This window comes from Shewanella aegiceratis (genome assembly GCF_019457495.1).
Lineage (GTDB): Bacteria > Pseudomonadota > Gammaproteobacteria > Enterobacterales > Shewanellaceae > Shewanella > Shewanella loihica.
Genome location: NZ_CP080416.1, coordinates 3,774,226 through 3,795,265 on the forward strand (window position 1 = coordinate 3,774,226; position 21,040 = coordinate 3,795,265).

A 21,040-nucleotide genomic window follows, 5' to 3' on the forward strand; every position below is an offset into this window, starting at 1 on the left:
TAGATATGAGCCAGGTCAATCGCAATAGCAAAGCCAAGGGGGTCAATCGCCGCCAGTTCTTAGCCACTACGGCTAAGGCAGGCTGTGCCATGGGCCTCTTGGGATTGGGCGTCAGTGGGGTTGCCAAGCAATCCTCACACCTTGATCCTATGGCGATTCGACCGCCTGGCGCGTTAGATGAGCAAGATTTCTTATCGGCCTGTGTACGCTGCGGACTCTGTGTACAGGCCTGCCCCTACGACACCCTGAAACTGGCACGCTGGTTTGAGGGGGCACCGACGGGCACGCCCTATTTCACGGCGCGCACTGTGCCCTGTGAGATGTGCGAAGATATCCCCTGTGTGAAGGCCTGTCCCTCTGGGTCGCTGGATCACGCCTTGACCAATATCGACGAGGCCAAGATGGGGATAGCGGTACTGATCGACGAGAAAAACTGCCTCAACTTCAAGGGCCTGCGCTGTGACGTCTGTTACCGCGTCTGCCCCTTGATCGACAACGCCATCACGCTCGAGCGGCAGCACAACCAACGCAGCGACCACCACGCCATGTTCCTGCCCACGGTCAACAGCGACACCTGTACCGGCTGTGGCAAGTGTGAACATGCCTGCGTGTTGGAAGAGGCGGCCATCAAGGTATTGCCTGCCCATATCGCGCTCGGAAAGACGGCAACCCACGATACCTATATCAACACCGAAGAGACCACGCTTGAGATGTTAAACAAGGGGCTCACACTATGACAAACGGCATGAGTAATACGAAGATGAAGACGCCAGGTGCGGCTCAGACACGTTTCGCTCAGGCGGCGATCGATGAACTCGGCTGGTGGCGCGCCCACAAGTTCCTGTTCCTGCGCCGTGCCAGTCAGCTGTGTGTGCTGCTCACCTTTGCCATCGGCCCCTGGATGGGGCTCTGGGTACTCAAAGGCAATCTCTCTTCCAGCGAGCTACTGGGCACTGTGCCCCTGTCGGATCCCCTTGTGACCCTGCAGGTGCTGATGACGGGACACCTACCCGAGACCGCGCTGCTTGTCGGCGCGCTGCTGATCGCCCTCTTCTACCTGCTTGCGGGTGGACGAGTGTTCTGCAGCTGGGTCTGCCCGGTCAACCTGGTCACCGATGCTGCGAGCTGGCTAAGGCGCAAGCTGCGTCTGCCCCGCACCGCCGAGATGCCTCGAGGCCTGCGCTACTACCTGCTGGCCCTGGTGCTATTACTGCCCCTGGTCACAGGGATAACAGTGTGGGAGTGGGTCAACCCAGTGCCTATCCTCTATCGCGCCCTGCTGTTTGGTGCCGGTAGCGGGCTGTGGATACTGGCGATGATCTTCTTGCTGGATCTCTTCATCAGTGAACGGGCCTGGTGTGGTCACCTGTGTCCCACAGGCGCCCTGTTTGCCCTGCTGGGCAAGGCGAGCCCGGTCAAGGTATCTGCGGTCAATGCCAGTGCATGCGACAACTGCATGGATTGCTTCGAGGTCTGCCCAGAACGGCAGGTGTTGAAGCCCGCCCTCAAGGGCGACAACCCCATGATAGTCGACAGCGATTGCACCCAGTGTGGCCGATGTATCGATGTTTGCGCCCAACGCGTTTTCCAGTATCAAAATCGAATTGCCCTAAAGGCGGAGAACAACCAATGAAAAAAGTACTCACTTTAGTCGCGCTGATGGCGCTAGGTGCCTGTTCCGGTCAGCAAAGCAAGCCTGCGGCCGAACCCGTGAACATCAGTTCACTCGGAAAAGGCGAGATCACCGCGGTCCGCGCGGCCGACGAGATGCCGACCTATCCTAAGAAGGGTCAGGCCATCGAGCGTGGCTTCGTCCACCAGCCACCGCTGATCCCCCACAAGGCGGACTACAATATCAGCATCAAGAAGAATGGCTGCATGACCTGCCACAGCCCGGAAAAAGCCAAGCGCATGAAGGCGACCCAGATCCACTCGTCGCACATCCTGGCCGACAACAAGCTCAACTATGAGTATTTCAACTGTACTCAATGTCACGTGCCACAGGCGGAAAACAAGCAGAAGTTGGTTGAGAATAATTTCTCGAATCAATAAGGCTTGAAGTTCAGGTCTTGCACACTTGAACGTTAGACGCTGAAACATAAAACCACCCAATAATGGGTGGTTTTTTATTGCCAGGCGGCAATGGGGCACGATTATTTGCGGAAGGCAGCATTGTGACTGACTTGGTCAGTTTTAGTTCATACCTTCATGGTAATCTATCGCCTGCCCGGCGGAGGAGCATGGAGACACGTTGTAATTAGTGTCCGGATAATTAATGTGGGCGCATAGCGTCACAGCTGTTAATTAAGTGAATTTGAAGGTCGAACCTTCGCTGCAATTTATAGCCTGCGGCTCGCTTATGTGCAGATACATCTGCTACACGCCGTAAATACTTCCCTGTAGGCCCGACGATGGCATCTGACCTACATGGACGTAGGAAATGCCAATATATGTAGGGAACATTTTTGGCCCTGCCATCGACGTCCGCAGATGCATCTACACCCGGTATCCAACGTCTCTTCGATTTAACTTCATCTGTTTCTGCCTTTGCCAGGGCATTAGGTCCGCTTGATTTTTCCTATCTGACACCCATTTAACTTATGACGATGAATTGATAGGGTAAGCAAATGGATTTTGTTGGGCGACTAGGTGGTTGGGAGCCGCTGCTGAGCTATTTTATGCTGGGTACTCTGTTTATCCTGCTGATTTTAGTGCTGGCAAGGTTAATCCGTTGGGCCAAGGGGATGCCCGCCGGCGCCTATCTCGCCTTTGCGCTGTTTCCTCTGATTTCGCTGTTTCCTATCCCGCCCAGCGAGATCAAAAAATTGCAACGCATTAAACAGGAAGAGGTGAAACGGGATCTGGAGTCCGGCGACCCGGCTGGCGATGATCCGCCTTCAGGTGCTTTGTAATTAGCGAGTTCAGTAAAAAGCGTCTGTTTGGCAGGCGCGAAAGACCTAAGGAGAATGTGTGAAAATCTACGGCGATCTGCAGTCTGGTAACTGCTACAAGGTGAAGTTGTTGTGCGCCCTGCTGGGCATTGAACATGAGTGGATTCATGTGGATATTCTCGCGGGCGATACCGGCAATAGCGAGTTTCTGGCCAAGAACCCCAACGGCAAGATCCCTCTGCTCGAACTGAGCGATGGCCGCTATCTATCAGAATCCAACGCCATCTTGAACTACCTCGCCGCCGGTAGCGAACTCCTGCCCAGAGACAGCTTTGCCCTTGCCAAGGTACAGCAGTGGCAGTTCTTCGAACAATACAGCCATGAGCCCTATATTGCCGTGGCGCGCTTTATCGCCAAGTATCTCGGGCTGCCTGACGATCGCCGCGCCGACTATGAGTCGAAACAGCAAGGCGGCCATAAGGCGCTGGCGGTGATGGAAGCCCAGCTGAAAGAGACGCCCTATTTAACTGGTGAGCAGCTGACCACGGCCGACGTCGCTCTGTATGGCTACACCCATGTGGCCCACGAAGGCGGATTCGAACTCAGCCACTACCCGGCGATTCAATCATGGCTCAAACGCATCGCCGCGCATCCCAAATATGTGGCGATGGTTTAATGTGGCTGTGGCATAAATGGCCTGAACCGGAAAAGAGACAATAAAGGGACAGTAGATGACACATAAGGGAAAACTCTTCTTTTTCTGCGGCAAGATGGGCGCGGGTAAGTCGACCAAGGCGAGGCTCATCGCCGATGAAAACGGGGCGCTGTTATTGTCGGAAGATGAATGGCTGGCAGCCCACTACCCCAATCAGATTGAGTCGTTTGATGACTATATTCACTTCTCAAGCCTCATCAAATCCTTCATCAGAAACCATGTGGCGCGCCTGATAAACGTCGGCACTAATGTGGTGATGGATTTTCCCGCCAACACCAGAAAGCAGCGGCAGTGGTTTCTCTCGCTCTGCAACGAACTAGCTTGCGAGCATCAGCTCATCTATCTGGATCTCAGCGATCAGCAGTGCCTGGCTCAAATAGACAAGCGACGCCAGGAGCAGCCCGAGCGCGCCCGCTTCGATAACGAAGTCGTGTTCCGTCAGGTGACGCAATTTTTTGAGCCGCCAACTGACGATGAGGGGCTGAACATCACGCTTGTTGAAGGCGATGCCTAGGTAAGGGTGTATGGTTGGCACTTCCTTTATTTGCTTGAATAGAATTTGGCTGCATTTTAGTTTATTGAAAATGTTTGAGGGTCGTACCTTCATGGCTATCTAGCGCCTGCCCGGCAAGGGATGCCAAAGTACTCGATAGATAATGCCCGAAGCATTGATTGTAAACGCTCAGCATAGCTGTGGTAGGTTAAGTGAATTTGAAGGTCTTACCTTCGCCGTAATTAATAGCCTGCGGCTCGCTTTTGTGCAGATACATCTGCTACACGCCGTGAATACTTCCTTGTAGGCTCGACGATGGCATCCCTGCCATCGACGTCCGCAGATGCATCTACACCCGGTATCCAACGTCTCTTCGATTTGGCTTCATTAGTTATCAATAGAATAAACCAAGCATACTTCTAGCACGGCGGTACTGACCTACATGGATGTAGGGAATGCCAAAAAATGTAGGGAACATTTTTGGCCATGCCGCCGAGAGCCAAAAGCGTGCTTACACCCGTATCTAACGCCTCTTCGATTTGGCTTTATTTGATGTGAGTAGGGGGGCTAGATGAGTGTTCGGCAGGTTGCCAAACTCTACTCGCTATACTGCGCATCTATACAGGTATAATGGGATTTTACAAAAAAGCGCCCCTTTCGCTTCCTACTATGTAATCTTGTAATTCTCGCTTTGTTTTTTGAAAATTCGTAACCAATTGATTAAATTTACTAAAAAACTAAGCATCAGCCATTTAATAGGGAGTGGTTGAGGTCTCGCCCTTTCTTTCAAATAAGCAAGGTCTCGCTTTGTTTTGGGCAGCTCACTTTCTCCTTGTTATGTAATGCCATTATTGGTATAAATTTCAGATGGTTAAAAAATTGTCGCGACATACATTAGGCATTAGTGATTTATATAGGCGGCATTCTCGCTAATAAGCGTTAAGTGCTTATGAAAATTAGAGATGGTTTCGAAAAACTCGATCTACACGATGCTTCAATTGAAAGGATTGAGCGACTTGGTGGAGATATTATTTTAGAGATAAAGGGCGTCTATATTCTTAAAGGTCACCCTATGTCACAAGGCAACGATCTCTATGTTGAAGGGTGCGAGCTAAAAATATTAGGTGTTATATCTGAAGAGGCAAAGTTCTGGGAAGATAACGTTTCACCAAAAGCGCATCCGGAACCAGATTTTCCAATAGATGAGATTATGCATGCAACTTATGAGAATGGCATTTTCCATCTGGATGGTTTCAAGAACAGAACACCATGGTATGAATGGTTTATACATGCCAAAGGATTTGAATTAGATGTGCACGCTTTTAAAAGGGTGGGCACTTAACAAGTGGCTGCAACCGACCGAAAAAACTGTCACTTGTTTTGCCAAAAAGCCGGCAAAACAACCGCCATTTTTTGCGGCGGCTGAGCCAGGCGTTATGTTGATATTAAAAAGCCCCGCAAAGGCGAGGCTCAAGCTAAAGTAATTACAGTTACTAAATTACAGCGTTGCGCTTTACTTCAGTGTAGTGGCTAGGGTGTAGGATATAATCTTTATCACACCATCCTTCCATAGCAGCAACTAAATCATCTAATGTATCTTCATAGTCTTCAGGAAGATTTTTACTTCTACAAAAAGCTGTAATTGTTGCCGAAAGAGAGTTATGTCTATACCCTGCTTCTAGCATGCCAGACAACGCTGAAACTAAAATAGGGAGTTCAGGTTGGGTATTTAATAAAGTAGCTAGACTATTTATGTTATAAGTCATTACTTACCCTCCATAATTTTTTTGTACCTTCGATAAGCATAGCATATCTCTGAGCAGGCATCTTGTGGGCTGGTTCGATGCATCCGTGATCATCTGAGTCTTTAACGAACTTTAAATTTAGAGGAGCTAGCACAGCCTCGTCAATTTCCCACATTACAGTTTTACCATCATTAATGCGTTCAACAGCGAAATCTTTAACGTTGACTCTTACATCTGGTGGAGTCACGCTCATTCCCTTACCGGGATGTACATCTCCATTTTCATCCATTTTTGTATCAGCAGGTTCACCATCTACTTTATTGAAACCAACGATTCTTACACCAAGACGTTTAGAGTTTAACCCTAGTTTCGGGTAACCGTCTTCGTCAATCTGCATATCTCGATAAAGTTTTAGTGTTTGTTTCATTCTGTTTTTTTGTCTTATTTATTGTAACCAACTGATTTACTAAGTATGTTGATTCATATCAACTACATAGCTTCGCGATCTTGCATTATTCAAAAATCATTGTCAATAATCAGTTGCATAATACACTATCAACATAACAAGTTACTCAAAAAGGACGCAAAACGCTTGGCTTGCGCTCCTTCGTCGCTAATTTTAGCCTGCTATTTTGCGCCGGTTAAGCGGGGCGTTAGCACATAAAAACATTAATCTAAAGCTCACATATATAGCTCTAAAGTTCTAACTCATTTTTGTAAGGACTTAGCTTTTAGAAGATAATAACTGCCAAATGCAGCTCAATCGAAGAGATGGATAACTAGGTGTAAACATGCTTTTGGCCTTCGAAATCATAGATGATTTCGCAGAGCATCCATGGATGGACTTGCTGCGTGCCAAAAGAATGTTTGCACATAAGGCCTGCTGCCAAGCAATTGATTAACCATGAGGCTATGATTTAAAGCTCCCATCCAAGTACCTAAGTCAGGTAGATGAAAAAACATCAAAATGAAGTAAGGGTTAACGCTACAACGCGATAAGAACACCAAACCAAAGGTAAGGAATAGTTCCATAGAGAAGCCACTAAGGCTCCTCATTAGCCAACTTCAACTCCACCACGTTCCCCTCTGGGTCATGGATATAGAGGGATCGCCCAAATCCTTGGGCGCCATAGCGTCTGGCAAAGCCTTGGGTGGCGATGCCGTGATGGGCTAGGTAATCCAGCAACGCCTGCTCCTCCATGGCCTCGATGAGCAGGCAGATGTGGTCGACGTTGCGGCCATCCTGCACAGGAGGGCCGCCGCCGAGCCTGCCCAGCTTACTGTCGCAGGTGACGATATCGATGAGCGCATTGCCCGCCCGCAGCTGAGTCAGCCCCTCCTCGGGAAGTTCGCGCTCGATGACGCAGCCGAGCACGCCCCGATAGAAGGCCAGCATGGCGGGCAGATCTGTGGTGCGAAACACCAGATGATCTATCCCCAAGATCGCTAACATAATCCCTCTCCTCTGCTTATCTCCTGTGTTTATCTCCCCATGAGTATAGCCCGCCGCTAATTGTAACTGACAGCAGTTGCTAGCTAGTCTCGGCTAACCGTTTCGGCAAATAGTTGTAGCTAATATTTTTGGCCAAGCGCCCACTCCGGGTAATTGGCGGTAGGCTTAAACGCAAAATTGGCGTAGCTTGTCATTATCAGGTTCCATGGAGATAGGTGATGAAACACGGTAAGCACGACGCACAGCTGTTAAAACTGGCCCTGGAGATTGGCGTTGGCTACGCCAAGAAACGTGGCTTCGCCGATTTCGATAAGGGGATCTCCCCCAAAGACAAGGTAGAATGCATCTACCGCCTGCTGGTGCAGGATAAGCTGATCCAGCCCCTGGCGACCGACAAGGAGGATGGCCCCAACATGAAGCACAAGCTGATTTTGTGGATCCATCGCCAGCTACCCGAGGAGCATCCCCTCAAGGAGTAAAATATCTCGCTAAGCCCGAAGCCATTGATCTCTATCAAGCCTTAGGCCGATTCCCGGCAGCGAGGGCCGAGATGAGCTATAGATCTAGCATCACCTCAGCCTAAGTGCACAAGGAGTTTTCGTGGCCGGGCCAGGACTATCGAGTCAAGCGGCGGCCGAGCGGCTGGAACAATATGGGCCCAATTGCCTGCCCAAGCCGGCAAGACTCAGCTTCATCCGCCTGTTTATTCTGCAGTTTAAGAGCGCCTTCATCTATGTGCTGCTCGCAGCCTTCATCGCCTGTCTGCTGCTCGGCCAGATCCTCAACGCCATCTTCATCTTCGCCGTGCTCATGCTCAACGCCATCATAGGCACAGTGCAGGAATACTCAGCCCAGCAGGCCGCCGATGCCCTGAGCAAGATGGTGCCCTCCCAGACCAAGGTGATCCGCGATGGCCACCCCAAGATGGTGGACAGCCTGAGTCTGGTACCCGGCGACTATATTCTGCTGTCCAACGGCGATCGCATCGGCGCCGATATCAAAATCGAAAAGCATAACCAGTTTAAGGTGGACGAATCGGCCCTCACTGGCGAGTCTGTGGCGGTCAACAAGACAGATCTCGCCTTCGCCGGCACCTTGGTCACCCATGGGCGAGCCGAGGGTGAGGTGATCGCCACCGGCGCCCGCACCCAGATAGGTCAGATAGCCGATCTGGTTCGCCAGGGCGGCAGCGCCAAGCCGCCGCTGATGCAGCGTATCGAGCGCTTCACCCTGATCATCGCCATAGCCACCTTAATCATCATCGCCCTCATCTTCGGCCTGACATTGCTGCGGGGCGCGGATCTCTCCCAGGTGTTCCTGCTGGGGGTCGCCCTGGCGGTCTCCGCCATTCCCGAAGGGCTACCGGCGGCCATTACGGTCGCCCTGGCCATAGGCATGAAACGCATGTCCCAGGCCAATGTGATCGTCCGCAAACTGGTGGCGGTAGAATCCCTCGGCTCCTGCACCTATATCGCCTCGGATAAGACGGGCACCCTGACGGTCAATGAGATGACCATCAGCCAGATCAGCCTGCTGTCGGGTGAGCGCTATCATGTGGCGGGCACAGGGCTGACGCCCACTGGCCTGGTGCACAAGCATGGCCATGGGGTGCCAGTATCAACCGCGCGGGATCCCGAGCTGTACCGTCTGGCTCTCACCGGCGTGCTGGCCAACGAGGCTCACCTCAGCTTCGAGGCCGAACAGAGCCATGCGGATCAGATACATGCAGACGGCGACGGGGTAGATCTCGCCTTCCTGGCTTTGGGCTATAAGCTCAATCTTGAGATGGACAAAGCCAAGCAGCCACCGCAGGAGCAGCTGTTTGCCTACGAGTCGGAGAACCAGTTCAGCGCCAGCATCAACCAGATAGAGGGGCGCTCCGTCATCTCGGTCAAGGGCGCGGTGGAGAAGCTGCTCACCATGTGTCAGCTGGATGCGCAGCAGACGCAGGCTGTGTTGGATGAGACCCACTGGCTGGCGCGCCACGGCTACCGGGTGTTGGCGCTCGCCAGCGGCGAGGTCAGCGACCCAAACCATCCACTGCAAGAGCCGGATTTTCTCGGCCTGGACTTTCTGGGTTTAGTGGCGATGAGCGATCCCCTGCGGGAAGATGCCATAGAGGCGGTGGCCCTGTGTCAGCAGGCACAGATCAAGGTAGCGATGATCACCGGCGACCACCCTGTGACCGCCCTGGCGCTGGCGCGTCAGCTCAAGCTGGCCAACGACCAGGATGGGGTGATCACCGGCGAGCAGCTCACCCAGGCCCAGCAGCAGAGTCTGGCCGAGTTCGACCATCTGATAGCCAGCCACAGGGTGTTTGCCCGGGTACAGCCCAGGCAGAAGATGGAGATCACCGAGTCCTTGATCCGCCAGGGCGAATTTGTCGCCATGACGGGTGACGGGGTCAACGACGCCCCGGCGCTGAAGCATGCCCATGTGGGCATCGCTATGGGCCTCAAGGGCACGGATGTGGCCCGCGAGAGCGCCGATCTTGTGCTGACCGACGACCGCTTTAGCTCCATCGTCAAAGGGATCATCGAGGGGCGCATCGTCTACAACAATATCCGTAAGGTGATCTACCTGCTGATCAGCACAGGGGCCGCCGAGCTGCTGCTGTTTATCTTAAGTGTGCTGTTTGCCCAGCCTATCCCACTGTTTCCGCTGCAGATCCTCTGGCTTAACCTGGTCACCAACGGCGTACAGGATGTGGCGCTGGCCTTCGAGCCCGGCGAAGGTCATGAGATAGATCAGCCGCCGCGTCGCCCCAGCGAGCCCATCTTCGATCGCCTCATGCTGGAGCGGCTGATCGTCAGCGCCCTGTGGATGGGCATAGTGGCCTTCGGCCTCTTCTCCCTGGTGCTGGCCATGGGCAGCAGCGAGAACGACGCCCGTAACCTCACCCTGATGCTGATGGTGCTGTTTGAAAACGTGCATGCCCTCAACAGCCGCTCGGAGCGTAACTCGCTGCTTCGCATGCCCGTGCTGAACAATCCGCTGCTGCTGTTTGGCATCATACTGGCTCAGGGCATTCACATAGGCGCCAGCTATACGCCCGGATTGAGTCAGGCCCTGGGCATTAGCCCTATCGGGCTAGGACAGTGGTTGATGCTGCTGAGCGCCGCCTCGACCTTGTTGTTCATCGATGAATATCACAAGCGTCTCTGGCGTCAGCAGCACAGGCCCAAGGTTAGGCAGGCAACAGCTGATCGTCAGCTGGAATGATCAACACATTGCTGCGGATGCGGGTTAACATGGCCTCGGCGGTATTGCCTATGACCATGCCCATCAGCCCCTTGCGTTGGCGAGCGCCCATCACCAGATAGGCGGCCTTGAGGCGACAAGAGAGCTCGTAGAGGCAGAGATCCGGGTCGCCCGCCAGGAAATGTACATGCTCCTGATGCAGGCCAATCTCGTCCAGCTGAGGCTGATACCTGTGATAGGCGTCCTTCACCAGGGTGCGGGTGTCGATAAGATCCATGTCTCTTAAGATCTTAGGCACACGTATGATATAGGCCAGATGCAGCTGGCAATCGAGGGCCTCGGCCAACTGGCGACCCTGTTGAATGACGCACTGGTTGAGTTTCTGCTTGATGGGGTTGTCGCTGCCCAGATCCACCGCCATCAACACGCTGCGGGCGCGCTGCAAGGGGTTGTCGCACAGCATCATCAGCGGGATACGCACATGGCGGATCAGCTGCCAGTCCATCGGCAGATAGTGGGTCTTGTGATGCACCGCCTTAACCATGAGGTCGAACCCATGACGAATGGAGTGATGACAGGCATGTTCGAACAGATCTTTGGTCCACACGCTATGCACGGCCACGTCTTCCGCCTTGAGCGCTTTAAGCTTGGCGGCGATCTCCTCGCTGCGCTGGTTCATCAGGGCCACCTTGGCCGCCGCACCCAGCCTGGGGTTGTAGTACTCCTTACCCGCAAAAGATTCGTAGCTGTAGGCAAACACCTCAGCCTCCTTCTCCAGTACCCTGGCCAAGGCGATCCCCGTCTCTATGGCATCGGCCTGCTGCTCGGCTTTCTGGGAAATAATAAACACCTTGTCCATGGTTACCTCCTGTCGGCAAGTTTTCATTTGAGCTTAGTCACACTCCATGGGTTACGCCTTGATCTCGGTCATCAAAATGATCAAGATCACATTATCACCACTCTCGGGGAGTCGCGCCTGTTATGGCCATAGATAACTTCGTCTTATCCCTGTGTTTGATCCTGCTCTTCGGCCGGGTGCTGGGCGAGGCCTTCAAACGGCTGCAACTCCCGGCCGTGGTCGGCGAGATCCTAGCGGGCATCCTTATCGGCCCAAGCCTGCTGGGCTGGATAGCCCCCCACGAGACCCTGGCGGTGATGGCCGAGCTGGGGGTGATCCTGCTGCTCTTTTCCATTGGCTGCGAAACCTCCATCAAGCATCTGTTTCAGGCGGGCAACAGCGCCGCCGGGGTGGCCCTGCTGGGCATCGCCCTACCTGCCGTAGTCATCGGCTTGGTGTGCCTGCTCTATCTGGATCTCCCCGGCTTTACCGCTCTCTACCTGGGCTGCGCCCTGACCGCCACCAGCATAGGCATATCGGTGCGGGTGATGGCCCAGGCCAAACAGTCCCAAAGCAAGGAGGGCCACATCATCCTCGGTGCGGCGGTGATCGACGATATCGCCGGCGTGATCCTACTGAGCCTGTTGTTTAACTTTGCCAGCTCGGGTGAGGTGGGGCTTATCCCCAGCGGCCTGTTGATCCTCAAGATAGTCGGTTTCCTGCTGCTGGCACCGCCTATGGCACGCCTGCTGCTGTATCTGTTTCGCGCCGTCAAACCTAGAGAGGAGGAGACAGGTTATGAGGCGATCGTTACCATGATCCTCATCTGCCTGTTTGCCTGGCTGGCCCACGCCCTACACGCTCCGGCCCTGCTGGGCGGCTTCGCCGTCGGCCTGGCGCTCAGTCGCCAATTTATCTCGCCCCTCAATCGTTACCTGCAAAACCCCTTCGCCTTCACCCACGAGATGGAGGTGGAATCTAAGCCCCTGGTGGATATCTTCGCCCCCATCTTCTTCGTCTATGTGGGAATAAGCCTAGATCTCAGCCAGATAGATCTTGGCTGGAGCGGCCTGCTTACCCTGCTGATGCTCTCCTTGCTGGCGATTATCACTAAGATGATGGCGGGGCTGAGGGTGCCAGGTCACCTGCGCACCAAGGCAATTGTCGGCAGCGCCATGGTGCCCAGGGGCGAGGTAGGCTTAGTGTTTGCCGAGATGGGGCTGCAGATGGAGATCATCTCGCCAAAGCTGTTTACCGAGCTGGTGCTGATCATCGCCATCACCACAATTGCCGGCCCCCTGCTACTCAAGTGGGCGCTGGCGACAGACGATAAATAGCCAGTAAGTAGCGACTAAGCAGAAGCTAAGCCTTAGGCAAAAAAATACCCGCCATCAGGCGGGTATTTAGCAGCTAGCGTCTTAGGTTAGACTGGAGAGACCACGAAGAGTAGCTCACCCTGTGAAACCTGCTGACCATTGCTGTTCAGGATACGCTCGATACGGTACTGCTTATCCTCTGGATAGAGCACGGCACCCTGGCGGTTGAAGCCAGCCAGTGTCACCTGAGAGAACATCTTCATCGCTTCGGTCAACGCCAGTGTCTGATCCACAGTCACTATGTCGCCTTCCTTAACGAAGTCGGCTTCACCCGGCGCTGGAGAGGTATAGAAGATACCTGCACCCTGAGCCAGAACCTTAAGCTCGTTACTCTCACCCACACGCAGCGACTCGGTATCGACGCCTACAGTCTCTGCGGCGGCTTCCATCTCGGCGATCAGCGCAGGAATATCTAGCTCGGCCATGAAGCGTGGCAGGTAGTTAGTGTCGTATACGCCTTCGTTGAAGGTGCCATCTTTCAGGATGCGCGTTAACAATGGGATGTTAGTCGCGATGCCCTTGATCACTACTTGGTTCGCCAGGTAGTCATGCAGCTTGTTGATCACATCTTCACGGCTCTCACCACGGCAGATGATCTGGGCGATCAGGCTGTCGTAGTATGGTGAAACCTCTTTGCCTTCACCGGCGATAGAGATGATCTCGATATCGTCACGCTCTGGGATCACACACTCGGTGATCATGCCAGGATGTGGCAGCAGCTGTAGCACGCCGTTGCTGTCCAGTGCGGCCTTCTCGGCAGTCACACGCACCTCGATGGCGTAGCCGATCTCTTGTGGCTCAAGATCTTCGATTGAACGACCGGCGGCGATGTCGAAGCCTGCGCTCACGATATCAATACCTGAGGTCGCCTCGGTCACAGGGTGTTCAACCTGCAGACGCGTGTTCATCTCCATGAAGTAGACTTCGTTGGCATCCAGGTTGTAGATGAACTCTACGGTACCTGCGCCCATGTAGTCTGTGGCGTCGCCGAGGGCGCGAGTATATTCCATCACCTTCTGCTTCAGCTCTTCTGGCAGCATGGTAGAACCAGACTCTTCGATCACCTTCTGGTTGTTACGCTGTACCGAACAGTCACGCAGACCCAGTACCTTGGTATTACCAAACTTATCACGCAGCAACTGCACTTCGATGTGACGCAGTGAGGTCACATACTTCTCTAGATAGAGGTCGCCGTTGCCGAAGGCCGCAGCCGCTTCGGTAGAGGTCTTCTGGAACAGAGAGATCATATCTTCTGGACGTTGAACGACCTGGATACCCTTACCGCCACCACCTTGTACCGCCTTAAGCAGCACAGGGTAGCCGATTTCGTTGGCCACGTTCACCGCCTGCTCGGCATTGGTCAGAATACCGTGGCTACCAGGCACTACAGGTACATTTTGCGACTGCGAGGTCTTAATCGCGTTCGACTTGTTACCCATAGTCGTCATTGAGTGCACACTTGGACCGACGAAGTTAACGCCGTTGTTCACACACAGGGCCGCAAACTGCGGGCTTTCCGACAGGAAGCCGATACCAGGGTGCAGCGCGTCGACTTGCTCATATTCGGCAACCTTCAATACCGAGTAGGCGTTGAGGTAACTCTCGTCTGAGGTGTTACCACCGATACAGACCAGCTTGTCGTTTTCGTTCAGCATGTCGGCTGGTACTGAGGTCATGTCAGGATCTGACGCCACCAGTACCACCTTGATGTTGTTGTCGTGTGCCTTGCGGATCAGTTTCACCGCAGTACAGCCACGGGCGTGCACCAGTACCTTATCGATCGGCTTCATCAGCTGACGTGGATCGTCCTGTACCAGCTCTTCCTCGGTGATCAACATCTCAGGCACCAGGGTCGAAATGGCGTTACCAATCACATCCACTACCTTAGCCGTTGGCTTAGGCATCAGCGGATCTATGCTGCTTAGCTGATCGTCGATAGTGTCGCTAAATGGGTTGGTGACCAGGGCGTTCATGGCGCCAGGTACCTTAGACAGATAGTTCGACAGGGTCGAAGTAGACGGCAGATACGCAGGAACCACCATCTGACCGGCGAACGGCATGTTGGTGCCCGAGAAGTAGTAAGTCTGTACTAACGGGTGAGTCACGAAGCTCGCCTGTGCACCACCGGTACAGTCACCGAAACCAAACATCAATACCGGCAATTCGTTATCACGAACGAAACGGGTAATACGGTCGTTCACTACCGCCATAGAGAAGAGCGCCGCAGCACCTTCTTTGGTCTGCATACCGCCAGAACTGATAAAGCAGATCACCGGCAGCTTACGCTTGGCACACTCGATCAAGAGCGCTGAGAACTTCTCGGCAGAAGCCATATCGAAGGCACCGGCCTGGAAGGCGGTGTTAGACACGGCCACACCAACGCGCATGGTTTGTCCATGGTGCTCGAAGTCCGCGGTACCTGTGATCAGGCCACAAGGACGGATACCCTTGTCTAGCGCGTCTTCGATAGAGAGACGGAAGCCAGGGAAGTTCAGCAGGTTAGCCGACATCTTGTCGCCGTTTAGCTCTTCAAACTCGGTGAAGAACTTGGCAATCACATTTTCCCAGCTCATCTTACCGGCGCGCTTCTCGTCACGCAGTACCTTCTGGATCAGCAGATCCTGATAACCCATGGTCAGACGGTTCCAGAAGTCTTTACGACGACCGATACGAACCGGGTTGATGGCCCCCGTGTACTCGCTGCTCTCCTCTTCGCTGGCGAAGTATTCAGGCAGCAGACGCTCGAAGAAGTAGGTCAGGATAACGAACAGAGAGTCGTTAAGCTGAGGGAAACCAACACTCTTCCACTGCTCAGTCTTGGTCAGCAGATCGGCGCGGTTAGACTGAGACATGAAGTACTTCAGCCACTTATAGAACTTGTTCTTATCGTTAGCGGTATCTTGCTTAGAGATAGCGCGGTCAATAGAGTCATGTAGCAGGCCGTCAACCGAGGCGCGCGACAGGCTCTTAGACATCATGGCTTCTTTCGCGATAGAGGCAAGGTTGCCCACGACGTTGTCGTACAGCGCGTTGAAGATCAGGATGTTATAACATTGCCAGATGAAGTCTTCGCGCAGCTCTTCGTGCACGATCACATCCAGAACCGTCAGCTGGTTCAGCTCAGGCCAATCTGCCTGAGTCACCTCGTCAGGAAGGCTCTCAAGATAGTGGATCAGCCCCTTGAAGTTGTTCTCGGCGTTGCTCTTCCATCTGTGGTACAGCGACCAGCCAATGTTGAACAACAGCGCCTTACGGGCCTTCTTATAGTTTTGCTTCGGCTCACCTAAGATGAGACGAGTCAGCATGTTACGCTCGGTAGAGACTTCGTCGCGCTTGGCGGTGAAGTTGCTCCACAGCTTGTTCAGCTCTTCGTCGTATACCAGTTTATCTGGGCTAGACAGCCAAGACTGGAACACCTTGTCCTGTTCCTGCTGAATACGCGCCAACAGATCACCCTCAGGCACGCTCACCTTAGACAGGCGACCATATTGCTCCTGTGAGATCGAATGGATACGGCTACGCAGCGTCAGGTAACGCAGGTAACGGTATGAGCTACCAAACAGGTTGAGGTGCATGGTGGGGTTGTTAGCCACCGACAGTTCGGCGTGGTGCTCAAGCGCTTCCAGATTTTTAGAAGGCTCAAGGAAACGGTGGAGGCTGCGATCGTAGTGCTCACGCAGATCCTTAGATTCGCGAACAAACTGTACCGCCGCATGCTCAACGGCCTCGATGCTGCTGATGATGGCGCGGCGTAGGTTGTGCTGACGCTCATCCTTGTCAGATGGCGAGAAGTCGATGATGCCATCGATACAACCTGAGGTGTACAGCTCTTCTGGCGACACACCAACCGACTTAGCACACTCCTGCCAAGAGAGGTTGTACTTACGCGCGATGCTCTGTAGACCCTGTGGCTGGATGGTGTTGAAGATGCCGTCACGTAGCGACAGAAGGATGTTGGCCGCCGCCAGTGGAATAGCACCACCAGAGTAACCGGCACCGATAACGATACCTACGGTAGGTACGTCGACGTTAGCACTCTCGGCAATCGCCTTAGAGATGGTGTGCGCCTGGTTTTGGCTGTTGGCTATCTCACCCGCATCGGCACCCGGAGTGTCGATGAGGTAAACGATAGGCATTGAAAGCTCGGCAAAATGACGAATGGCCGTGCAGGCCGCCAGGTGATGCTCAGGCATCCAGGCACCATTGCTCGTGGTACGTTCCTGGGCGATAAAACCTATGCGACGAGTACGAGATCCAAAATTCAGTTCGATCTCGGCACTATAAAAAGGCCCCATATGTTTTTCGACAATTAACTTGCCTTTCAGATCCGCAATCACGCGCTTGGCGCCAGGGCGGCTCTTATCTAAGGTAGGTTGAATGACTTTGGCCACGTAGCCGTCAACATCCAACTGCTCTAACTCTTTTAAGTTAGCTTGAATTTCATCGTCGCTGAGCAGACCCTTGATCTGCTGTGAAAGGCTCTGCTTACTATGCTTAGGAAACAGAGAAAAATCCTGTGCCAAATGTTCAGCTTGAAGAAAAAGCGGATCGGCTGTTTGAACCTGAGTCGTGTTTGTGGGCTGATTGTTGCTGGTCATCAATAGATCCTCTGCTTTAGCCTCTAAAATTTTTAGCCCATAAATATAGCTTTGTTATAGGGTCAAATGCTATTAAACTGGCTTAGACGCTTTGTTCCATATTTGAGACAGTGATAAATAATGCCAGATTTAAACGGTATGATGCTCTTTGCGGCCGTCGTTCGCGCCAAGGGTTTCTCCCAGGCTGCTCGCAATACGGGCATGCCAAAATCAACCATTAGTCGTAAGGTGGCTCAGCTCGAAGAGCAGCTAGGCGTGCGCCTGTTGCAACGCGATACCCGCAATCTCAGCCTGACTCAGGTTGGAGCGCTTTTTTACCAGCATTGCAGTAGTATTAGCGATGAAATCGAGGCTGCCAAGGCAACCATAGAAAATACGCATAATGATGTATTTGGTTCACTGCGCATCGCCATTCCGGTTTCCTTCAGTCAGGAGCTGATCGCCAGCCTCTGTAGCAGCTTTATGCGGCTCTACCCCAACGTGGATCTCGACGTCCAATTTACCGACAGTGATGTGGGCCTAGTAGGCGAAGGCTATGATATCGCCATCAAGTATGGGCCGCTGCAATCATCCGACTTAGTCGCCCGCCTGCTGTTTGAGCGTCAACCCATACTGGTGGCCAGCCCCGGCTATCTCAAGGCCAACGGCACCCCGGCGACCCCACAGGATCTCAAAGACCACAGCGGCATACTGCTGGGGACCTCACGCTCGGCGCCCATCTGGCCCCTGGGCAAGGGCGACCGCAAAACCATGGTCAACTTCAAGCGTAAGGTGAGGGTAAACAGCGCCATAATGGTTAAGCAGCTGGTGCTGGACGATTTCGGCATAGCCATGCTCTCCAATTCAGTATGTAAGAACGAGCTGGCCGGTGGTAGCCTGGTGCCGCTATTGCAGGAGTGGCCGATGGAACCCTTCAAGGTCTATGGCGTCTATTCCAGTCGTCGACAGCTGGCCACCAACATCAGCGTCTTCCTGGATTTCTTCACCAAGCGCTTCAACAGCCACGAGTCGCTACAATCTCTACTCATGTAGCTGACCTCTACTCATGTAGCTGACCTCTACTGATGTAGCTAACCTCTGCAGATGTAGGCAGTCTCTGTTGGATCTAGGTTTTCACATCCAGCCCTTGGCTTTTAAGAGATGCTTCACCACCCGCTTACGCAGCGCTAGATCTTTATCTGAGGTGATATCCATATTCATGGCGAAGAAGTAGGTGTTCTCCTCACGCTCGAGCCAGCCGACCCACCAGCCCAGTTTCTGCCCCTTACGCACGCCATAGCCCGTCTTGGCCCTTAGTACCCAATCGCCGTTAGCCTCGTTGAGCATCATGGTCTTGACGATGCGCTGGCTGCGCTCGGACAGGGGCAGTTGATTGTGATACAGACGCCTTAAGAAGCGCACCTGCTCGAGGGCCGATATCGCCAAGTCACCATCGAGCCAGAAGCTGTCCAGCCCGCCGCCGATATCTGCGTTACCATAATCGAGATTTTCCAGCCCACTGGCCATACGCTCGGCCCCCAGCTGCAACGCCAGTTTCTGGTAGATGGGCACCACGGAATACTTCATCGCCCCAATAAAGTTGTGGTCGCGATTCCAGCTGCTGTAGGAGCGCTTAACCCCATCCCAGGCAAATCGGCTGTGTTCATCTTCTACTATGCCCGCCTCAAGCAGCAATAAACTGTGGGGGATCTTAAAGGTGGAGGCGGGAATATAAGGATGCTGGCTGCGGGCGGCGTCGTTAGTCAGCAGCTTCCCCTCTTTGTCATCTAATAGCACCATGACACCTTTCGCGCCCACGGCATCGAATGCCGCCTGTATCTCGCCATCCAGCCTGAGCGGCCCAGCCGACTCTTGCTCTGCCACCGGTTTATCAGGCCCAGTTTGAGGTGCTGCCGCCGCGCCGCCAGCCCAACTCAACAGGGCCAGGCAGAGTAGCCCCAGATACCCCAGCGAACAGAGCAGCCGGTAACCTAAGCCAGCACTAATACCAGAACCTAGACCAGAGCCTAGACCAGAACTAAAACCGGAACGAAAGCCACAACTAAGACCAGACTCCGAGCTAACCCACATTTTCATCTTCACACTCCACTAGGCCGTATAAAATCCCTGCCTCGAGTCTAGCAACTTGCCCCTGCGCCGTGGGGGAAAACTCATGATGATTTGTGTCAAGAATCTGGCATTTTATCAAGCCATCTCAAGTCTTTATTTGCAGGCAGATGTCGTGCATACTCAGTTGTTGACTATAATACCAATCGTAGTAAATAACTGATCATGCTAGCTTGTTAAAACGTCCGATAACGGCGTTACTATTTTTGATTGTAGAATAACTACTTATCGAAAAATCATGCCTTGTTCTCGAACGTTTTCTCTACGCTACTTCTGATCACTTACTTACCGTGATTGGTATAATAAATTCAAATTGATAACCGCCCTGAGCCATCATTGCCCAACATCAGCCTTAGGCTGAGTGTAAGGGTAAGAGGTTTTTGCAAAGGAACCATGTCATGCGTAAAACAGCCATAGCCCTGGCGATGACCAGCTTGCTGAGTAGCAGCGCCTTCGCCGCTCTGGATCTCGAAGAACTGCGCCTTCCCAAGGCAACCCAGGCCATGCCCGACGTCGTCAACCGCTATCAAGCCCTGGTCGATAGCCTGGACGACAAGTATCGTCAGCAAAAAGATGAACTCATCATGACACAGATGGTGGCCCACCAAGGCGAGCGCCTATGGCAACAGGCCGTGAGAGACGTGCAATCTGGCGGTCAGGACGACAGACCCCTCTACTGGAGTCGCCTGGCGATGAAGAAGACCCTTAAAGAGTCTAAGCCCGCCTTTAACATGGCCGACTGGCAGCGCAGCATATTACTCAAGGCGGTAGAGAAATCTTCCCGCGGCTTCAGCGACATCCACTTCGATGACGACAGCCAGATCCGTATTCTGCTCACCGGCTTCGACCCCTTCTTCCTGGATCGCAACATAGATCAGAGCAACCCATCTGGCTTAACCGCGCTGGCGCTGGACGGCTACAAGTTTAGCGTCGACGGCAAGAAGGCCCAGATAGAGACGGTAATGATCCCGGTGCGCTTCGCCGACTTCGATCAGGGGATCATCGAATCCCTGCTCACCCCTGTGTATCGTGAAAACAGCGTCAACGCCATCTTCACCGTCAGCATGGGCCGTGACGACTTCGATCTGGAACGCTTCCCCGGCCGTAACCGCAGCGCGGCAGCGCCCGATAACCTCAATGTGCTGACCGGCGCCACGGCCCAGTCGCCACAGGCGCCTATGTTCGATGGCAAGCCACTCTATGGCCCAGAGTTTGTCGAGTTCTCGCTACCTGTCGGCGCCATGCAGTCGGTCAAGGGTAAGTGGAAGATCAATGACAATCACACAGTGACCACGCTCTCGCGAGGCGAATTCGACGCCAGCTCCCTGAGCGAGCTGCAAAACACGACTCAGGTCAATGGCTCGGTCAACGGCTCGGGCGGCGGTTACCTGTCCAACGAGATCTCCTACCGCGCGGTGCTCCTGGGACAGCGTTTCAACAGCGGCATCAAGGTCGGTCATATCCACACCCCAAGGGTGAAGGCCTATGAGGCAGAGACGGAGATGGCGATCGTGGATCAGGTCAAGGAGATGGTCAAAGCCGCGGCAACCCGGCTATAATCACTCCTCCTGAAAACGCCCGCCCTCTTGGCGGGCGTCTATCACCTAACGCCTAGGGCCTGTTG

The 21,040-nt window shown here is 53.6% G+C and carries 18 protein-coding genes; 12 read left to right on the plus strand and 6 right to left on the minus strand.

Features of this window, described 5'->3' with window-relative positions:
* Positions 1–5: 5 nt before the first annotated feature.
* The 7 genes from napG (at position 6) to K0H80_RS16420 (ending at position 5,441) form a co-directional block, all read left to right on the plus strand.
* Positions 6–737, plus strand: a complete 732-nt coding sequence (napG, locus tag K0H80_RS16390) for a ferredoxin-type protein NapG (RefSeq protein WP_160798973.1) — start codon at positions 6–8, stop codon at positions 735–737.
* Positions 734–1,633 carry a quinol dehydrogenase ferredoxin subunit NapH gene (gene napH, locus K0H80_RS16395; protein WP_220072286.1) on the plus strand — a complete coding sequence of 300 codons (900 nt, stop codon included), beginning with the start codon at positions 734–736 and terminating at the stop codon, positions 1,631–1,633. Before napG ends, napH begins: the two co-directional genes overlap by 4 nt.
* Positions 1,630–2,052 (plus strand): nitrate reductase cytochrome c-type subunit, encoded by a 423-nt coding sequence (locus K0H80_RS16400; RefSeq protein WP_220072287.1) that lies wholly within the window; start codon positions 1,630–1,632, stop codon positions 2,050–2,052. Before napH ends, K0H80_RS16400 begins: the two co-directional genes overlap by 4 nt.
* A 575-nt stretch (positions 2,053–2,627) precedes the next feature.
* Positions 2,628–2,912 carry a hypothetical protein gene (locus tag K0H80_RS16405; protein WP_220074043.1) on the plus strand — a complete coding sequence of 95 codons (285 nt, stop codon included), beginning with the start codon at positions 2,628–2,630 and terminating at the stop codon, positions 2,910–2,912.
* A gap of 58 nt (positions 2,913–2,970) precedes the next feature.
* Positions 2,971–3,567: a glutathione S-transferase family protein gene (locus tag K0H80_RS16410; RefSeq protein ID WP_220072288.1), complete on the plus strand. Its 597-nt coding sequence runs from the start codon at positions 2,971–2,973 to the stop codon at positions 3,565–3,567.
* Between the two features lie 55 nt (positions 3,568–3,622).
* Positions 3,623–4,120 carry a P-loop nucleotide/nucleoside kinase family protein gene (locus K0H80_RS16415; RefSeq protein ID WP_220072289.1) on the plus strand — a complete coding sequence of 166 codons (498 nt, stop codon included), beginning with the start codon at positions 3,623–3,625 and terminating at the stop codon, positions 4,118–4,120.
* 928 nt (positions 4,121–5,048) lie between these two features.
* Entirely contained in the window at positions 5,049–5,441 is a 393-nt protein-coding gene (locus K0H80_RS16420; RefSeq protein WP_220072290.1) for a hypothetical protein, read from the plus strand.
* A gap of 151 nt (positions 5,442–5,592) precedes the next feature.
* On the opposite strand, the gene K0H80_RS16425 is transcribed toward K0H80_RS16420, so the two are convergent.
* The 3 genes from K0H80_RS16425 to K0H80_RS16435 form a co-directional block, all read right to left on the minus strand.
* Complete coding sequence (locus K0H80_RS16425) at positions 5,593–5,865, minus strand: hypothetical protein (RefSeq protein ID WP_220072291.1); 273 nt, start codon at positions 5,863–5,865, stop codon at positions 5,593–5,595.
* Complete coding sequence (locus K0H80_RS16430) at positions 5,855–6,271, minus strand: Tse2 family ADP-ribosyltransferase toxin (protein ID WP_220072292.1); 417 nt, start codon at positions 6,269–6,271, stop codon at positions 5,855–5,857. Before K0H80_RS16430 ends, K0H80_RS16425 begins: the two co-directional genes overlap by 11 nt.
* A gap of 615 nt (positions 6,272–6,886) precedes the next feature.
* Positions 6,887–7,297, minus strand: a complete 411-nt coding sequence (locus K0H80_RS16435) for a VOC family protein (RefSeq protein ID WP_220072293.1) — start codon at positions 7,295–7,297, stop codon at positions 6,887–6,889.
* Positions 7,298–7,515: 218 nt separating this feature from the next.
* On the opposite strand from K0H80_RS16435, the gene K0H80_RS16440 reads away from it, so the two are divergent.
* Both K0H80_RS16440 and K0H80_RS16445 read left to right on the plus strand, forming a co-directional pair.
* A complete protein-coding gene (locus K0H80_RS16440; RefSeq protein ID WP_011867010.1) occupies positions 7,516–7,776 on the plus strand; it encodes a DUF5062 family protein in 261 nt (86 codons plus the stop codon).
* A gap of 121 nt (positions 7,777–7,897) precedes the next feature.
* Positions 7,898–10,519 carry a cation-translocating P-type ATPase gene (locus K0H80_RS16445; RefSeq protein WP_220072294.1) on the plus strand — a complete coding sequence of 874 codons (2,622 nt, stop codon included), beginning with the start codon at positions 7,898–7,900 and terminating at the stop codon, positions 10,517–10,519.
* On the opposite strand, the gene K0H80_RS16450 is transcribed toward K0H80_RS16445, so the two are convergent.
* Positions 10,485–11,357: a universal stress protein gene (locus K0H80_RS16450; RefSeq protein ID WP_220072295.1), complete on the minus strand. Its 873-nt coding sequence runs from the start codon at positions 11,355–11,357 to the stop codon at positions 10,485–10,487. The genes K0H80_RS16445 and K0H80_RS16450 overlap by 35 nt on opposite strands.
* Before the next feature lie 122 nt (positions 11,358–11,479).
* Here K0H80_RS16450 and K0H80_RS16455 point away from each other — a divergent pair, with 122 nt between their 5' ends.
* Entirely contained in the window at positions 11,480–12,673 is a 1,194-nt protein-coding gene (locus K0H80_RS16455) for a cation:proton antiporter (protein ID WP_220072296.1), read from the plus strand.
* Between the two features lie 86 nt (positions 12,674–12,759).
* Here the strand turns inward: K0H80_RS16455 and K0H80_RS16460 are convergent, their stop codons facing one another.
* On the minus strand, positions 12,760–17,310 hold the full coding sequence (locus tag K0H80_RS16460) for an ATP-binding protein (protein WP_144204340.1): 4,551 nt from the start codon (positions 17,308–17,310) through the stop codon (positions 12,760–12,762).
* Between the two features lie 120 nt (positions 17,311–17,430).
* Between K0H80_RS16460 and K0H80_RS16465 the strand changes: the two genes are divergently transcribed.
* Positions 17,431–18,342, plus strand: coding sequence for a LysR family transcriptional regulator (locus K0H80_RS16465; RefSeq protein WP_220072297.1), 912 nt, complete (start codon positions 17,431–17,433; stop codon positions 18,340–18,342).
* An 81-nt stretch (positions 18,343–18,423) separates the two neighbouring features.
* Here the strand turns inward: K0H80_RS16465 and blaOXA are convergent, their stop codons facing one another.
* Complete coding sequence (blaOXA, locus tag K0H80_RS16470; RefSeq protein ID WP_434086654.1) at positions 18,424–19,296, minus strand: class D beta-lactamase; 873 nt, start codon at positions 19,294–19,296, stop codon at positions 18,424–18,426.
* Positions 19,297–19,814: 518 nt separating this feature from the next.
* On the opposite strand from blaOXA, the gene K0H80_RS16475 reads away from it, so the two are divergent.
* Positions 19,815–20,975 carry a PA0049 C-terminal domain-containing protein gene (locus K0H80_RS16475; protein ID WP_144204338.1) on the plus strand — a complete coding sequence of 387 codons (1,161 nt, stop codon included), beginning with the start codon at positions 19,815–19,817 and terminating at the stop codon, positions 20,973–20,975.
* Positions 20,976–21,040 lie beyond the last annotated feature (65 nt).

Coding starts and splice junctions, on each gene's coding strand:
- napG (WP_160798973.1), top strand. CDS start 6: ATGAGCCAGGTCAATCGCAATAGCAAAGCCAAGGGGGTCAATCGCCGC.
- napH (WP_220072286.1), top strand. CDS start 734: ATGACAAACGGCATGAGTAATACGAAGATGAAGACGCCAGGTGCGGCT.
- K0H80_RS16400 (WP_220072287.1), top strand. CDS start 1,630: ATGAAAAAAGTACTCACTTTAGTCGCGCTGATGGCGCTAGGTGCCTGT.
- K0H80_RS16405 (WP_220074043.1), top strand. CDS start 2,628: ATGGATTTTGTTGGGCGACTAGGTGGTTGGGAGCCGCTGCTGAGCTAT.
- K0H80_RS16415 (WP_220072289.1), top strand. CDS start 3,623: ATGACACATAAGGGAAAACTCTTCTTTTTCTGCGGCAAGATGGGCGCG.
- K0H80_RS16420 (WP_220072290.1), top strand. CDS start 5,049: ATGAAAATTAGAGATGGTTTCGAAAAACTCGATCTACACGATGCTTCA.
- K0H80_RS16425 (WP_220072291.1), bottom strand. CDS start 5,865: ATGACTTATAACATAAATAGTCTAGCTACTTTATTAAATACCCAACCT.
- K0H80_RS16430 (WP_220072292.1), bottom strand. CDS start 6,271: ATGAAACAAACACTAAAACTTTATCGAGATATGCAGATTGACGAAGAC.
- K0H80_RS16435 (WP_220072293.1), bottom strand. CDS start 7,297: ATGTTAGCGATCTTGGGGATAGATCATCTGGTGTTTCGCACCACAGAT.
- K0H80_RS16440 (WP_011867010.1), top strand. CDS start 7,516: ATGAAACACGGTAAGCACGACGCACAGCTGTTAAAACTGGCCCTGGAG.
- K0H80_RS16450 (WP_220072295.1), bottom strand. CDS start 11,357: ATGGACAAGGTGTTTATTATTTCCCAGAAAGCCGAGCAGCAGGCCGAT.
- K0H80_RS16455 (WP_220072296.1), top strand. CDS start 11,480: ATGGCCATAGATAACTTCGTCTTATCCCTGTGTTTGATCCTGCTCTTC.
- K0H80_RS16460 (WP_144204340.1), bottom strand. CDS start 17,310: ATGACCAGCAACAATCAGCCCACAAACACGACTCAGGTTCAAACAGCC.
- K0H80_RS16465 (WP_220072297.1), top strand. CDS start 17,431: ATGCCAGATTTAAACGGTATGATGCTCTTTGCGGCCGTCGTTCGCGCC.
- K0H80_RS16475 (WP_144204338.1), top strand. CDS start 19,815: ATGCGTAAAACAGCCATAGCCCTGGCGATGACCAGCTTGCTGAGTAGC.